Below are 16216 nucleotides of genomic sequence, written 5' to 3' on the forward strand. Positions count from 1 at the left end.
CGGGAGGATCCCCCGTTCGCTCGAGTCCGCGGCGGCTGCCGGTTCGGCTCCGGTCGAGTCCGCGGTGGCTGCCGGTTCGGCTCCGGTCGAGTCCGCGGTGGCTGCCGGTTCGGCTCCGGTCGAGTCCGCGGTGGCTGCCGGTTCGGCTCCGGGATGGTCGAACTCGGTGCCGTCCTCACGCACGCCGGACTCGTCGAACGAATTCGCCTCCGCGCGGTCGGATTCCGGCCTACCGCCGGAACGCGCAGTCGCTTCGTCGGATGTCACCGCTGCTGTCGGCTCGTCTTCGGACGCTGTTGTGGCCGACTCGGCCGCTGAGTCGCCGGTCTCGGCCGTCGGTGCGTCGATCGGTGATTCGGCAGTCGCTCCGGTCTCGAGGCTTGCTTCGAACGTGTCCGGTGAATCGGGGCCGAAGTAGTACGGTTCTCTGGGGCTGAGGTACTCTCGAAGCTGGTGGTTGGCGTAGCCTGCGAGCACGATCGCGGGAACGACCAGCGGCTCGACCCCGAACAGCGTCGGCCCGGCGGTCAGGATGACGAGAAAGACCGCCAGCGGCGAGTAGACGAAGTACGCGAGCAGCCGGAACCAGGCCCCGACGTAGCCGTCGGTCACGTAAGCGTACAGCCCGTACGCACCGATCACGAGACCGACGTCGGCGTACAGCGCGACCAGAAACCCGACGTCGCCGGCGACGAAGATGTGCATGTGCGTGGCGATGGCGCCGGTCAGGATCGTCGTCCGATTGACGTAGGTTTCGTCCAGTGCCATCCCGACCACGAGCACCGCGATTTGGAGCAGCGGCGCTGCCAACCACCAGGGGAGGGAACTGACGAAGAGGCCGAGAGACACGTCGATTACACCTATCTGTGTGGGCCAACCCCTCCCGTTCGCTTTAACGTTCGTTCCGTTTCGAGACTCGATACGAGCCTCGAGTGTCCGTCGGATTTGCCCGAGTTCCCTCCCTCCCCGTCTTCCTGTCTCAAAATCTACAGCTGTTCGAAACAGTAATGAGCCAGGAGTGTGCACTGTGTCGATATGGCGAAAGATACCGTCAGATACCCGGACGAGGTCGTCGAGGCGATCGACGAACTCGTCGACGACGGTATGTTCGAGAGCAAATCCGAGTTCTATCGCTTCTCCGCGGAGTACGTACTGACGCTGATCAACTCCGACCACGAGGTGGAGACGTTCAACTTCGACGAGATCAAGTCCGAACTCGACATCAGCGAGCAGGATCACGCGGCCGTGCTGGGCACGGACGGCGGCACGTTCTTCCTCGACGCCGTGATCAACGTCCGAAAACACGGTCTTCGCGGCGACTACGAGGCCGCGGAACGCTTCATCGACACCCACTACGACTCGACCGATCAGGAGTGTATTATTCTCGAGGAGCTGCTCGGCACGTACAGAAATCAGTCGGCCTAACCCAACTCGACGCCGCGCTGCAGCGTCACGGGTCGAGCGCCTCGTTGACCGACTTCCCGATCCCCTCGTCGAACGGCTCTCCGAGCGCCTCGAGATCGAGATTGTCCCGAACCAGTGTCGCGGCGCGGTCGTAGGGCGTCGTGCTGGCTGCCGTCTCTTCGTCAGCTACTGTAGCTGAGTCGCTACCTAGCGGCGGCCACTCGATTCCGGCGTCGGCGGCGACGTGTGCGAGAAACGCCGACCGCACCGGTTCGTTGTCGAACAGCCCGTGGAGGTACGTTCCAAGCACCCGTCCGCGGGCCGCGCTCGAGTCCCCAAGCGGCCGAGCGACGTCCTCGAGCGCCCGCGTTCGTCCGGCGTGGATCTCGTACCCCGACGCCGACCCCTCGGCGCCCGCGAGCAACGGCGTCGCGGTCCCGTCGACCGGAACCGACGTCTGTTCGAGCCGTTTGCTGCCCTCGAACTCGGTTTCGACCGGCAGCAAGCCGAGGCCATCGATCACGTCCGCCTCGCCCGTTCCCTCGAGCGAGGCGTTCGTGATCCGCTCGCCCAGTAGCTGGTAGCCGCCACAGATGCCCACGGTCGGCCCGTCGAAGTTCGCGAGCGCGTCGCCGAAGCCAGCCCGGTGGAGCGCCAGCAGATCGTCCACCGTGTTCTTCGTTCCCGGCAGGACGACCGCGTGGGGGTCGATGCCTTCGAGCGCCGCCGCTACGTCCGCCGCTGCGTCTCCGCCTTCGTGGGTCGGTCCGCTCTCGCTCTCGACCGGAACGAAGACAACCGAAACGCCGGGTTCGGCCGCCAGCGCCTCGAGGTCCGTTGCGTTCGAGATTCTGGGGAGTCGGGGGACGGCGATCCGCAGCCGCTGGTCGGCGGGCACGCCGTCGTCGTCACCCAGCACGCCGCGTTCGGTCGTCGCCGGCAGGCCGACGCTGTCCTCTTCGGGTAGTCCCGGATCGTCGTAGGGGAGCACGCCCAGAATCGGGACGTCGGTCTTCGCCTCGATTTCCTCGATACCGGGCTCGAGCAACGTTGGGTCGCCCCGGAACTTGGTGATGGCTGCGCCGACGACGCGCTCGCGCAACGAGTCGGGAAGCAGTTCGACGGTGCCGTAGAGGCTGGCGAACGCCCCGCCGCGTTCGATATCGACCAGCAGGAGGATATCGGCGTCCGCGAACGCGGCCGTCTCGACGTTCGCGAGGTCCCGATCGTGGAGGTTGATCTCCCCGATGCTCCCCGCACCCTCCGCGACGATCACGTCGTGATCGGCCGCGAGACGTCGGAAGGATTCTTCGGCCGCGGCGCGGGCTTCGTCCCAGTACTCCTCGTAGTAGGCCCCGGCCGGGACGTGCTCGTGGGCTTCCCCCTGGAGCACGAGTTGGCTCTCCCCGTCGCCGCGGGGTTTGAGCAGGACCGGGTTGCAGTCGGTGGTCGGCGTCGTGCGGGCCGCTCGAGCCTGGACGAACTGAGAGACACCGATCTCTCCCCACTGGTCGGCGTTCGTGGCGTCGTCTGGGCTGTTGGTGGGATTATTATCAGCGTCCTCCGCTCGCACGACGACGCGAGCGTTGTTACTCATGTTCTGTCCCTTGAACGGGGCGACCGAAACGCCACGGTCGGCGAGCAGCCGGCAGAGTCCGGCGGCGACCGTCGACTTGCCGACGTGGCTTGCCGTTCCCGCAACGAGAAGCGTTCGTGTCATCCGCGTTGGCGCTACTCGCACGCCGTGGAGTATCGTCCTATCGGTTCGGTCTGCAAGGGCTCGAGTGAGCGGTGTGACGGGACTCGAGTGAGTCTCGCTCGAGGTGGTCCGCTCGCTATTCGTCGTCGTAGCCGGGTTCCGGCGGCTGGCCGCCTTCGAACTCGACCATCTCACCCTCGTGCGGTTCGATGTGGCTCAGAATCTCGTGGGGGACGTAGCCGATGTTGTAGCCCTCCTCGTCGTTGAGGACGATCCCGTGTTCGTACTCGCGGAAGTCGAAGCAGTTGATCTCCTCGTAGGCGTTACCGGGTTTGTAGACGACTTTCATGGCAGACTCATCAACACAGTTCCCGTTCCCGATACTCCTTGCAGACGAAAGTCACTTTCACGATGGGTGATCCGTTCTGGTTCGCTTCGGATCACGATTTACCGAATCTGCGGCAGATGCAGCTGCCCTGGTGGTCTTTACTCGAGTGCCAATTTCGTCCCGTTCTGCCTCGATCCGGGAGCGGCCCACTGCCGTACCTAATCGGGCTTCTTTCACCGCGTCGAACGGAAGCTCATTCGAGCACACATTCCGATCGATAGTGTCGTACAATGATATGTATTAAATAAGGTACTTTTATAAAATTACCAATAAAATTATATTCCAGATACTGTCCAAACCCTGTGTTTTTCGAATCGGCATTCGGTCTCCCATCGGTGAACTGGTGGCTGATGATGTTCCCTATCGACGAGACACACGTTTCCGTAAGCTGCTCGTGTGTCGTCTCTCTTGAAACCCTCTCTCTATTTCTCGAGCGACAGACCCATCGGGTATTTCGTCCGGATATCGAACAAAGACCGATCGGAACGATCGATTCGGTCGGAACGTACCCGTACAGAGTGTTATTTCCTCAAGATAGTGATAACGGCCTAAACCGGTACTGAAATTGGCGGTCGCTCTCGTGTCTTCGTCGATCGTCGTGCGGGTCGGTGCCATTCCGTCGGTGGACTCTGTATCGTATCCGTGTACTGACCAGAGACGATTCTAGCGCACTATCATCTGACATGTACTATTATTATCCTGTATGTCAAATAGACAACTCGGAGCGTAACTGTGTTTACTGGGTGTTTTCGGCTAGCGAAGTGCCAGGTCGATCCACGAAATCGGTCCACCGGTTTCGCGCGTTCTCACCGCTGACGCCGTTCCGGCACGAGGTTTTTAGTTATCCCGGAAAGTGCGGTAGGTATGGCAGTTGTAGGTCTCGAGACCATTCCCATAGCGGTCCCGGTCAAGCCGCTCGAGGACGGCGGACTCGCACCGTACAGTAGCAATCACGACGACGTCGAAACGGTCGGCCGAACGCTGGTTCGTCTCGAGACGGACGACGGCGTCACCGGCTGGGGTGAAATGCTGACCGCGATGCAGTCACCGGCGGTGACGGCCGCCGTCATCGACGACGTGATCGCTCCGGAACTCATCGGTCGCGAACTCGACGAGATCCGTGGATTCGTCGACTCGTTCTACTACCCGTACGTCAAGACGAGACCGTTTCTCGGAGCCGTCGAAACCGCCCTCTGGGACGCCCTCGGAAAAGCCCGAGGCGCCCCGGTTTCCGAACTGCTCGGCGGCGGCGTTCGCGACACCGTCGACGTCGCCTACTGTCTCGGCATGCTCTCGGAAGCGGAGTCACGGACGTACGCGACGCGGGCACTCGAGCAGGGCTTCGACGTCCTCAAAACGAAGGCCGGACCGGACTGGAAGGCGGACGTCGAGCGCGTTCGTGCGATGCACGACGCGACGGACGGGGCCCTTGAGTTCCGTCTCGATCCGAATCAGGGCTGGACGTTCGACGAGGCGGTCCGCGCTGGTGCTGCGCTGGAGGATGCGGGAATCTATCTCCAGTATCTGGAACAACCGTGTCGGATCGACACCTACGGAACGTACGAACGACTGCGACAGCGACTCAGACAGCCGATCGCCGCCAACGAGGATACGTACTTCCCTCGCAATCTCTACCACCTCTGTGAGCGGGCCGCCGTCGACGTCGCCGCCGTCGATCTCGTTCCGGCGGGCGGATTGCTCGCCGTCCGCGAGCAGATCGCCCTCGCGGATAAGGCGGGACTGTCCGTCACGCATCACAACGGATTCGATCTGGGAATCAAACAGGCTGCCGTCCTGCACCTCTATGCGAGCACACCGGCGCTGAACCTCCCGCCCGACTCGGTGTACTACGGCTGGGCGGATCACGTGCTCGAAGATCCCCTCGCCGTCGAGGACGGATCGATACCCGTTCCCGACGGTCCCGGGCTTGGCGTGACTGTCGACGAAACGGCGGTCGAACGGTATCGAGTGGAGTGATGGATCGTCTACAGCAACAGCCGTGGCCGTTCTTTTGTCTTCCGTTTGCGATCAGAGAGTAGCTGCGAATCGAATCGACGGCGCCCGGGGCAGTGATTCGTCGGTGGTGCTCGCGCCTCAGTTGTTGGGTTCGCGTTCGACGCCCGCCGCTTCGTCCTCGATCGGCTCACTCTCCCAGTAGGGGTGATCCTCGGGATACTCCCTGAAACACGCCGCGTGGTGGTCGGTGTGATCGTCGTGGCTCAACAGCGGGTCGTCGGTGGTGCAGGCTTCGCGCGCGTCCGGACAGCGGGTGTGGAACGAACAGCCGCTGGGCGGGTCGATCGGATCCGGAATATCGATCTCGCGGAGGGGCGATTCCGTCACGTCTCCGTCCGTATCGATGTCCTCGGTCGACCACTTGAGAATCTTCGTGTACGGGTGTTTCGGGTTCGAGATCACCGATTCGCCGGGACCGATTTCGACGATCTTTCCGAGGTACATGACGGCGATTCGCCCGTCGACGCTCGCGGACAGGTAGCGCGCGTTCGAGAGGTTGTGCGAGGTAAAGAGATAGGAGGTGTCGAACACCTCCTGTAGCTCGAGCATGAGATCCATCATCTCCACGCGGAGCGAGACGTCCAGCGCGGAGACCGCTTCGTCGGCGAAGATGACTCCCGGATTCATCGAGAGTGCACGAATCAGCGCGACGCGTTGTTGTTCGCCACCGCTCAGTTGGTGCGGGTACCGATGGGCGTAATCCTGCGGCGGCGACATGCCGACGTGTTCGAGCATCGCGAGGATTCGCTTCTCCCTGTCGCTGTAGTCCATCTCGGAATGCCACTGTTTCAACGGAACCTCGAGATTCGCCATCACCGTCCGATTCGGGTTGAGCGAACTTCCCGGGTCCTGGTGGATAATCTGCAGCGACTTTCTGATCTCGTCGTACGGAATTTCGACCGGTCCGTCGCCGTCTTTCGCGGCCCAGATCTCTTGTCCGTCGTACGTGATCTCGCCGCTCGTCGGGCGCTGTGCCGCGACGATCGTTTTTCCGAGCGTCGTCTTTCCGCAGCCGCTCTCGCCGACCAGTGCGACGACGTCGTTCTCGTAGATATCGAGCGAAACGCCGTCGACCGCCCGGACCGGGCTCGGATCGTTGAACAGACTCTCGAGGAGCCCGACCTGCTGCTCGAAGTGAACCTCGACGTCCGACAGCGAGAGGATGGGTTCGCTAGACTGCTCGCCGTCGATCTCGGTCGGCGCGGTCGGCCCCGTCGCCTTCGAGAGCGGAATTTCGTCCGCTGCGTCCTCCCAGTGGAAACAGGCAGTCCGGTGGTTCTCGTCGGCCGTGACCTCGTGGAATTGCGGCTCTTCGACCTCACACTGATCGTCCGCGAGCGAACACCGCGGATGATACGTACAGCCACTCGGTAGGGCCACCGGGTCGGGACTCGCCCCCTCGATCGGGGTGATCTCCTCGAGCGGCGTGTCGAGCGTCGGCACGGCCTTTAGTAACGATCGCGTGTACGGATGGGACGGATTTTCGAAGATGTCCTCGGCGACGCCGACCTCGACGAAATCGAAGGCGTACAACACGGCCAGTCGATCGGCCAGCCCGGTCACCAGCGGGAGGTCGTGCGTGATGAAGACGATCGTGAGATCGTACTGGTCTTTGACCGTCTCGAGCAGGCTCAGGATCGATCGCTGCATGAGCAGATCGAGTGCGGCCGTCGGCTCGTCCATGACGAGAACGTCGGGTTCCAGGACGAGACTCAGCGCGATGAGCGCTCGCTGGGACATGCCGCCGCTCAACTCGTGCGGGTAGGAATCGAGGACGCGATCCGGATCGAGATAGAGCGCTTCGAGGAGCTCTCGAGCGTGTTCCATTCCGGATCCGACGTCGTACTCGTGTGCAGCGAGCGTCTCCTCGAAGTGTCCCCGGATGTCCATCGTCGGGTTGAACGAGTTCATCGCACCCTGAAACACCATCGAGACGCGTTCCCAGCGGAACCTCCTGAGCGACTCCTGGTCGAGGTTCAACACGTCGACCGGGGTGCCGTTGTCGTCGTAGTAGGTGATCGAGCCGTTCACCTGGCCGGGGTCGACGACTGCGTCGAGGAGGGCGTCCGCGAACATCGACTTCCCGGAGCCGGACTCGCCGACGATTCCGAGGATCTCGTTTCGACGGATATCCATACTCACCGAGTCCAGAACCCGTGACTCTCCTCGGTCCATATCGAATCGAACCGTCACGTCGTCGACGCTCATGATCACGTCGTCAAGCCGAGTCTCGGTCCGAGTTCGTTCCCGCGTCGCCATTACGCCCACCGCCGTTCGGCACGACCCGGTCTCGGTTGCGGTCGTGATTCGGTGACGATACGTCTATATACCGAGTGCATGCGACGACGTGGGTCGTCCAGTTACTTGAAATTTGTGCCGTGGGAACGAATCGCTACCCGAACGCGTCCGCCCGTTCTCAGCCCGGACGAGATCCGACTCTGGTCTCGCTGTCCACAATTATTATACGCTCTCCGTCGGAACCTGTGTGCTAATGACCGAAACAGGCTGGGACCGGCTCTGTAAGTACGAGTTCGCCGCTCGAATCCTCAGCATTCTGGTATTCACGCTGGGGATTCTCACGCTTCTCTCGTTCCCGTATCTCGAGCAGGGAACGGCGGAGTACGCGATCGCATCGTACAATCTAATCGTTATCACGGTGTTCATCGGGTTGATCCTGCTCTTCCGGTACAAGTGTCGGTAACCGTTCGCGGGGCGGGTTCGGGCCGAAACTACTCTCTGACGTGTCCGATCACCGAGCGGTCGTCTCCGCCGGCGTCTTCGGGTCGTGGTCGACGTCGTCCGCATCGCTCGCTGTCGTTTTCTGGTGACGGGCGCGGATTCGCGGGTTGAATAGTTTGTCCGCGGCCTGTGCAATCAGGATTAGGCCGAGCGAGAGCAACACGACGGCGAGCATCGGGGCGAGCAGCCAGTGGGCTGCCCCCCATGAGTACAGCGCCCCGCCGCTCGAGTACGCCGTGTCCATGGTGACACCCCAGTTCGGATCCGTCGTCGGAAGGACGCCGAGGAAGTACAGCGCAACCGAGTCGAAGACGATCCCGCGGGAGGCGCCGACGAAACTCACGAGGATGTAGGGCATCAGGTTCGGTGCGATGTCTTTCAGAATGATCTTCCACGTCGAAATACCCATGAGTCGGTTCGCCTCGACGTACTCGACGTTCCGTAGCGGAAGCATCTGCGAGCGAATCGAACGGGCGAGGACCGACCAGGCGGGAATAGCCAGGATGATCCCGACGACGTAGGGGTTTCTGGGCTCGAACAGGAACGCCAGGACGATGATCAGCGGCAGTCCCGGAATCGCCATGAGCGTGTCCGTAACGACCATCAGCGCCTGATCGGTGCGCCCGCCTTTGTATCCCGCAACCATGCCGACGATCGAGCCGACGGTCACGGCGAAAACGCCGCCGGCGGCCACCATCTTGAGCATCGGCGGTGTGGCGTGGACGACGTCGGCGAGAATGCTGCGACCGGAGCTATCGGTTCCCAGCGGGTACTGCCACATCTCGAAGGGGCCGACCAGCATGTTGGCTGTGTCCGTCTCAGGCGGTGAGATCAGGTACGGGCCGGCGAGACCCATAAACAGGTAGAGCGCGATGATCGTCACCCCGACTTTTCCGCGCCAATCGCTCAGGATGATCCGCGCCGGTGCCAGTACCGTTCGATCGACCGTGCGCGACCAGCGCTCTTTCCGCGTCGTTTCGCCCGTCGTCGGCGTCTGGAACGGGAACTCGCCGCCGCTCGAGGCTTCGTCAGAATGACTCATCGATCCCTCCCTCCTGTGCTCGCGGATCCAGTTTCCCGTACGTCAGTTCGGCCAGGAACAGCGCCGTCACGACGGCGATGGTGATCACGATAAACGCCCCCATCATCAGCGGGAAGTCTCGCGCTTCGATCCCCCGGAAGAGGTAGTAGCCGACACCCCGGTAGACGAAGATCGTTTCGAGGACGACGGCGCCACCGAACGCGTATCCGATGACCACCATCATGTTCGTGTACAGCGGCAGGACGGCGTTTCGCGCGACGTACCGCAGCGTCAGCCGCCGCGTCGTCAACCCTCTGAGCTGGCCGACGCGGAGGTAATCCTCGCCGAGGATGCTGATGCTGTTCGCCCGCATGGCTAACGCCCAGCCGCCGAGACCGGCGAAGGCCCAGGAGAGCGCCGGAAGCGTCGCGTGATAGATCACGCTGGACATGAACGGAATATTCACCCCGGGGGTCGTCCGGTCGTCGTAGCGGCCTGTAACCGGGAACAGATCCAGTTGGTGGCCGAGTACGTACACCAGCAGGATCGCGATGATGTAGTACGGAATCGAGTTGCTGACGATCGCGAATATCGTCGCCGCGTTGTCGAAGCGACTCCCCTCCAGGTACGCCATCAGTGCGCCGAGCGAGATACCGATCACGAACGAGATCGCGATCGCGTTCAACATCAGAAAGACGGTCCACGGGATCGCCGTGGCGAGTAAGCTGGCTACCGACTCGTTGAAGTAGATCGAGGTGCCGAGATCCCCGGTGAGCAGCGAGGACATGTAGTTGACGTACTGTTCCCCGAGCGACGCCTCCGGGTGCATGTTGAGATACACCTCGGCCATCGCTTCGATTTCACCCTCGCTGAGACCCTGCTGTCGCGATAGCTGGGCTTGGAGGTAGTCCATCGGGCTGCCAGGGAGGAAGTGAATCAACAGGAACGTGAAGTGAACGACGAGAAAGACGGTGAACCCCGCTCTGGCTGCCCGCTTCAGTACCCAATGCATGCTACATTGTATGCGATATCTCCACACTCAAATAGGTACCGATTACCACACTTTCCGTTCGAACGTGACGCGGGGCAGAATCGCCGGCGTGGGCCGAATCGTCGTGACTCGACGGTGTCGAAAGCGAACGATACGCCCGAAAACCGACGAGGATGCACAGTTCCGATGATACTTACTCTGATCTCGCCTGCAGGTCTCCCGTTCGGGTGAGATACATCCACGGCTGCTCCGAACGGATTTTCGGATCGTCCATCTCGACGCCCCAGTCCCATTCGTCCGTCGCCACGTAGTTGAGGCGGAACTCCGTACACGTCTGGATGCCGTGGACCCACTGATTGTAGATCCATCCGAGCTCTTCGACGTACTCGATCACTTCGTCTTCGTCCTGTGCGTTGTTCAGCCCCTCGATCCGATCGTCGATGTTGACTGTCTCGATATCGTTATCCTCGTCACCCGGCGGCCAGGGAACGTCGACCTCCGAGAGCTGGTTGTTCCACCGGTCGGTGTCGGGGGCGGAAACGTCGCCCATCGTATTCCGATAGGAGCTGACTGCATGCGGTGCTGCGGGCCCCGACGTGTACACTGCCACTTCGAAGTCGTGTTCGGGCATCAGTTGCGTCTGGAGCGTCGTGAAGTCCTCTCCGACGCCTTCGGCTTCGATGCCGAAGCGATTGAACTGCTCGACGACGTTCTCGTACGACGGTACGTTGGCGGCGAAGTCGACCGGGTAGAGGACTTCGACCTCGAGTACGTCGCCCGTCTCCGAATCGACCCACTCGTCACCGTCTCGTTCGTAGCCGGCGGCTTCCATCCGTTCTTCGGCGAGGTCTTCCTGCACCCACCCGTCGTCGCTGTTGCCGTAGCTCGTGAAGTCGCCGACGACGTCGCCCAGCCACTCCTCGTCCATCGGCGAGTTCAGTCCGGTGACGTTGTTCGGGTCCGGATAGTCCATGATCTCCTCGCCGAAGATGTCGACGAACTCCGTTGGATCGTACATGTAGGCGATTGCCTGCCGAAGTGCACGACTCTCGTCGCTGTCTTCGCCCCAGTCCGATTCGGGGCTGAACTGAATCGTCTGGAATCCCTCCTGCGGACCGGTCATGATCTCCCAGTGGTCTCCCATCGAGCCACGGACCTCGTCGGGCGTGTCCCCGGTGAACCCGTGGATGTTGTCGGCGATCGCCGCCTGATGGAAGTCGGACTCGCTGTCCCCGAAATCGACGATCTCGAAGCCGGACCAGTTCATGTCGTTGTCGCCCTCCCAACCGATCGGATAGTTGTCGTACGGCTCCAGGACGATTCTCGAGTCCGTTACGTCGACCAGTTCGACCGGCCCGTTTCCGAGACCGGCGTCGATCGCCTCCTCGCCGCTGATCGAGAAGTTCGCGAGGTCCTCGTTGATGTCCTGTAACTCCTCGTCCGTCGTCGCGTCTTCCGCGCGCTCGATGAAGTCTCGGTGTAGCTCCGGGTGCGTGTAGAGCCACCGGCTGAACATATCGCCGAGGAAGACGTGCTCGATCAGGCTTTGGGCGACGCTATCGACCTCGAACTCGAGCGTGTGTTCTTCGGGTGCGTGTACGTCGGTCGCGAAGTCCCAGACCGAATCGCCCCAGACCTCCGCCAGTCGGAAGTGATCGACGGCGTGGTCCGCCGTGACGGTCGTTCCGTCGTGCCACTCCAGGTTGTCCCGGAGGTCGAACGTCACGGTTCCGGCATCCATGTCGAAGGTCCAGTCCTCCGCGAACTGCGGGTACCAGTCGGCCTCGTCGGCGGAGAAGTACGCGAGCTCCTCCCACAGCAGTCCGGTCTCGAAGAAGAGCTGGTTGTCGAGACTCCAGACGTTGAAGTGTGCTTGTTCGAGGTTCCCGACCGCTGGAAGGACGAAGTAGTCGTCGTCGCCATCGTCCTCGACGCCGAGACAGCCCGCGATCGATCCGACCGCGCCACCGACCGCGACCGTTTTCAACCACCTTCGGCGGGACCAGTCCGTACTGGCCCCACCTGTGTTATTCTCCTGCATACATACTATGATTATCAATACCAACATTATAAATCTGCCGACGGTTTGACAGTGAACGGCGAGTAGTGGGCACGATGCGTCACCGGCTCTTGGGTCGTTCCGTGGCGTGTTCGGGCCCGACGAACCGACCGTTCGGATTCCGAATGACGAAAACGAGCGTCGGCTAACGACGGCGATAGATCGAAGCTACATCGTGTGCTCTGTTATCGTGCATCGTTTCCGCCGTCGGTAGTGTCCTGAACGGTCTCGTCTCGAAGAAGACGAGAGACGTGGTACTTCACTTATACAAAATTGGAATTCGTGCCGAATATTACAGATGTACGTCTGTAAATGGATTGGTATCGGCTCAGTGGCTTTCTCGGCTACTGACACGAGCGTACTCCCTCGAGACAGTGTTTCGTGCTAATTGGAACCATTCCCCGTTCGGATCGAGAGTCCGTTTCAGTATCGCTGAAGATCCCTGCCGACCGTCGCTCTCTACTCGCGGCCGACGGATCAGCCTTACGGCGGTAGACTAATGTTCACGGGTTCCATCGAAACCGATAACGAATGACACGCGAGGCGAAAAATCCGGTGAAAGCGACTCAGCGCTCTCTGGCCGTCCTCGAGATGCTGTACGAGCTCGGGACCGCTCGCCTCACGGAGCTCGCCGAACGACTCGAGTTGCCCGACAGCACGGTACACAATCACCTCAGCACGCTCGTCGAGGGCGGGTTCGTGACGAGAAACGACGGCGTGTACCGCCTGAGTCTCCAGTTTCTAACCTACGGCGAGTTCGCCCGAAGTCAGTACAAGATCACCGACGCCGCGCGGAACGAACTCCGGCACCTGGCCTCGGAGACGTCGGAGTCGGCGAGCATGTGCGTCGCAGAATCGGGACTCGGATACTTCATCGCACACGAGCCCGGCAACACGGACCTTCCGCTCGACTTGTATCTCGGGAAGCGCGTGCCGCTCCACGCGACCGCGTTCGGCAAGGTACTGCTGGCCGATCGACCCGACGAGGACATCGAGACCACGATCGACCGACACGGGCTCGCAGCGTGTACGTCGAACACGATAACCGACCGCTCGGCGTTACTGGAAGAGCTCGCGTCCGTCCGTTCGAACGGTCACGCGGTCGGCGACGAAGAGCGCTTGCGCGGTGTTAGATCGGTCGCGACTGCCGTGCGAAACGAGAGCGGTATCGCCGTCGGAGCCGTCGGCGTGACGGGCCCGACGAGCCGGCTGACGCTCGAGCGACTCCGGGGTCCCGTCCTCGAGGCCGTGATCAATACGAAGAACGTAATCGAACTGCAGATTACGTACTCGTAGGCGGAAACGAGGTCCCCCGTGGCAGGTTTCGACCAGAGAGCCGGTACAGTTATCACCCGCGCTCACACTCCCCACGATATGAACGTCACCAACCGTCTCACAGGTGCGTTGCCCGCTCGTTGGCTGTGGTTCGATGGCTAACCTCCCGCTTCTGTTCGACGTCGACGGCGTGATCCTCCGCCACCACCGGTCTGGACCGTCGGTCTACGAGTCAGCGATCGGCGACGCGTTCGCCGAGTTCGACGTCAGCACGACCGACGCGGAGCACCGATCGTTCGTCGGAGACGTCTCCGCCGATCGAATGCGGGAGATCTGCCGTCGCCACGGTCTCGAACTACCCGACGTGTGGCCGGTTCGGGAACGGCACGTCTCCGAGCATCAACGGGAGTTGTGCAGAAACGGGGAGCGAACGTTGTTCGACGACGTCGACGTCCTTTCGGAGTTAGCCGCCTCACACCCGATCGGATTCGTCAGTAACAACCAGCAGGCGACGATCGACTTCGCCGTCGACCACTTCGGACTCGAGTCCGTCGTCGAGACGGCGTACGGTCGCGAGCCGACGTGGGACGGCTTCGAGCGCCGGAAGCCGGATCCATACTACATCGAGCAGGCGCTGGCCGATCTCGGCGGCGAAACGGGATTGTACGTCGGCGATCGGGTGACCGATATTCAGGCTGCCCACCGAGCGGATCTCACGGCGGTTTACCTCCGTCGAACCGAGGCCGACTCGACGTCTGCGGCGGTTCGTCCCGACGCGATCATCCGATCACTGAACGATATCCCCGCGGTTATCGAACGGCTCGCGTAAGACTCTCGCGCCGTTGCGGCCTCGATACGTCACTCTTCGGAGAAATAGTTATAACCTAGAACGTTCTTTTACTCAACTACGAGGTGAGAGCACTGAACACGGCTCGGCCGGTGAGCGACGCGAATCGAGGCATAACAGACGGACATCGAACCGAAGACGATGCGTTACAATGACACGACACGACCTACCGGATATCGACAGACGAACTGTTCTCAAAGCGAGCGGCGGGGCGGCCGCACTCGTCGGTCTCGGCGTTCCCGGAACGGCGACCGGCGCCGAGGAGACCGCTGACGTGGCGCAATTTCGCGCCTACTGGGTGGACGGCTTCAACGAGGGACTCTACGATGCGGACGAGGTTCGTAGCCTCGTCGCGGCCGCGAGCGACGCGAATCACAACGCAATTATCGCCCAGGTCGTCCGTCGAGGCGACTGTTTCTGCGACGACGCGCTCCCGCCGCGAACCGATGCGCCCATCGCCGACGACTTCGATCCGCTCGAGTCGCTCGTCGAGGAGGCCCACGAGGCCGGACTCGAGGTCCACGCCTGGATGAACGTCAACACGATGTGGAACCAGGAGACGCCGCCGGAGGCGGACGACCACCCGTTCAACACGAACGGGCCGGGAAGCGACAACCCGTGGCACAGCGTGCGCGAGGACGGCGAAGAACACGTCGGTCACAACTACTTCTTCGACCCGGGCCACCCGGCCGTCGCGGACTATCTCGTCGACACGGCCTGTAGTTTGGTCGAGCACTACGATATCGACGGGATCAACCTCGATTACGTTCGGTATCCGGATCACAACATCGAGATCGGTACCCCGTCGTGGGGGTACAACGAGGTCGCGCTCGACCGGTTCCGGGCCGAAACCGGCCGCGACGACGTGCCCGACGCGGACGACGAGGAGTGGGCGCAGTGGCGGCGCGATCAGGTGACGAACCTCGTGCGCCGAATCTACGTCGAGACGTACGCCACCGATCCCGAGATCTGTCTCAGCGCGAATACGATCACCTACGGATACGGTCCGGAAGCACAGGGTGGTTGGGAATCGACCCGGACCTACGCGGAGGTCCTGCAGGACTGGCGCGCGTGGATGGAAGAGGGCATCGTCGACCTCAACGTGCCGATGAACTACAAGCGCGACTGGGACGACGATCAGGCGACGATGTACCGCCAGTGGAACGAGTTCACCGCTGACCACCAGTACGATCGCCACGCCGTCGTCGGCTCCGCCGTCTACCTCAACGAGATCGAGAACACGGTCGATCAGATCCGCGCCGCGCTGACGGAGACGGACGACGGAAACCGGGTCGTCGGCTGGACGGGATACTCCTACGCGACGCCGGACCTTTCGACGTTCGAGGGCGAACGCGGGGCCGACGAGGCCCGCGAGGACCTCGCGCACGCACTGACCGAGGAGAGTCCGGACGGCGGCGACCCGGTCTTCGCCGACGCGGCGAGCGTTCCCGAACGAACGTGGAAGACGGAGCCGGAGACGGGCCACGTTAGCGGTAGCGTCTCCGTGCGCGACGACGGACCGGTCGACGGACTCGAGGTCACCGTAAACCAGCGCAACGAGACCGTCGCGACGACGACCACGACGGGGAACGGCTGGTTCGGCGTCGTCGACCTCGAGCCGGGACGCTACCGGATCGAACTTCCGGCCGGTGAAACGCGTGGTCGTCGCGTGGCGAACGTCTCGATCGAGACCGGCTCGGTCACCGACGTCGAGTTCACGCTTCAGGGGATGATGTAGCGCACAACCGATATGTGAGACCGAACCTCGACTCTCCCC

The 16216-nt window shown here is 62.1% G+C and carries 13 protein-coding genes; 6 read left to right on the top strand and 7 right to left on the bottom strand.

The window, feature by feature from the left end; translation table 11 throughout:
* A partial coding sequence (locus ACSFDB_RS19360) for an ICP22 family protein (protein ID WP_440772545.1) occupies positions 1-849 on the bottom strand: 849 nt, incomplete at its 3' end.
* Positions 850-1035: 186 nt separating this feature from the next.
* On the opposite strand from ACSFDB_RS19360, the gene ACSFDB_RS19365 reads away from it, so the two are divergent.
* Positions 1036-1425 (top strand): CopG family transcriptional regulator, encoded by a 390-nt coding sequence (locus ACSFDB_RS19365; RefSeq protein WP_090311696.1) that lies wholly within the window; start codon positions 1036-1038, stop codon positions 1423-1425.
* A gap of 25 nt (positions 1426-1450) precedes the next feature.
* Here the strand turns inward: ACSFDB_RS19365 and ACSFDB_RS19370 are convergent, their stop codons facing one another.
* Positions 1451-3124, bottom strand: a complete 1674-nt coding sequence (locus ACSFDB_RS19370; protein WP_440772546.1) for a cobyric acid synthase — start codon at positions 3122-3124, stop codon at positions 1451-1453.
* A 115-nt stretch (positions 3125-3239) separates the two neighbouring features.
* On the bottom strand, positions 3240-3452 hold the full coding sequence (locus tag ACSFDB_RS19375) for a hypothetical protein (RefSeq protein WP_440772547.1): 213 nt from the start codon (positions 3450-3452) through the stop codon (positions 3240-3242).
* 903 nt (positions 3453-4355) lie between these two features.
* Here ACSFDB_RS19375 and ACSFDB_RS19380 point away from each other — a divergent pair.
* The gene (locus ACSFDB_RS19380) at positions 4356-5468 is read left to right on the top strand and encodes a mandelate racemase/muconate lactonizing enzyme family protein (RefSeq protein ID WP_440772548.1); all 1113 of its coding nucleotides are present in this window, start codon (positions 4356-4358) and stop codon (positions 5466-5468) included.
* 117 nt (positions 5469-5585) lie between these two features.
* Here ACSFDB_RS19380 and ACSFDB_RS19385 read toward each other — a convergent pair whose 3' ends face one another.
* Positions 5586-7766 carry an ABC transporter ATP-binding protein gene (locus ACSFDB_RS19385; RefSeq protein WP_440772549.1) on the bottom strand — a complete coding sequence of 727 codons (2181 nt, stop codon included), beginning with the start codon at positions 7764-7766 and terminating at the stop codon, positions 5586-5588.
* A gap of 232 nt (positions 7767-7998) precedes the next feature.
* Here ACSFDB_RS19385 and ACSFDB_RS19390 point away from each other — a divergent pair, with 232 nt between their 5' ends.
* Positions 7999-8208, top strand: coding sequence for a hypothetical protein (locus ACSFDB_RS19390; RefSeq protein ID WP_440772550.1), 210 nt, complete (start codon positions 7999-8001; stop codon positions 8206-8208).
* A gap of 48 nt (positions 8209-8256) precedes the next feature.
* On the opposite strand, the gene ACSFDB_RS19395 is transcribed toward ACSFDB_RS19390, so the two are convergent.
* The 3 genes from ACSFDB_RS19395 to ACSFDB_RS19405 form a co-directional block, all read right to left on the bottom strand.
* Positions 8257-9288 (bottom strand): ABC transporter permease, encoded by a 1032-nt coding sequence (locus ACSFDB_RS19395; protein ID WP_440772551.1) that lies wholly within the window; start codon positions 9286-9288, stop codon positions 8257-8259.
* Entirely contained in the window at positions 9275-10279 is a 1005-nt protein-coding gene (locus ACSFDB_RS19400; protein WP_440772552.1) for an ABC transporter permease, read from the bottom strand. The genes ACSFDB_RS19395 and ACSFDB_RS19400 overlap by 14 nt, the downstream gene beginning before the upstream one ends.
* A 172-nt stretch (positions 10280-10451) precedes the next feature.
* Positions 10452-12299 carry an ABC transporter substrate-binding protein gene (locus tag ACSFDB_RS19405; RefSeq protein ID WP_440772553.1) on the bottom strand — a complete coding sequence of 616 codons (1848 nt, stop codon included), beginning with the start codon at positions 12297-12299 and terminating at the stop codon, positions 10452-10454.
* A gap of 549 nt (positions 12300-12848) precedes the next feature.
* On the opposite strand from ACSFDB_RS19405, the gene ACSFDB_RS19410 reads away from it, so the two are divergent.
* From ACSFDB_RS19410 to ACSFDB_RS19420, 3 genes are all read left to right on the top strand, one after another.
* A complete protein-coding gene (locus ACSFDB_RS19410; protein WP_440772554.1) occupies positions 12849-13613 on the top strand; it encodes an IclR family transcriptional regulator in 765 nt (254 codons plus the stop codon).
* A gap of 133 nt (positions 13614-13746) precedes the next feature.
* Positions 13747-14421 (top strand): HAD family hydrolase, encoded by a 675-nt coding sequence (locus ACSFDB_RS19415; protein WP_440772555.1) that lies wholly within the window; start codon positions 13747-13749, stop codon positions 14419-14421.
* Between the two features lie 169 nt (positions 14422-14590).
* Entirely contained in the window at positions 14591-16177 is a 1587-nt protein-coding gene (locus ACSFDB_RS19420; protein WP_440772556.1) for a family 10 glycosylhydrolase, read from the top strand.
* The last annotated feature ends 39 nt before the right edge of the window (positions 16178-16216 follow it).

The sequence above is a fragment of the Natronorubrum amylolyticum genome (genome assembly GCF_052040145.1).
GTDB lineage: Archaea > Halobacteriota > Halobacteria > Halobacteriales > Natrialbaceae > Natronorubrum.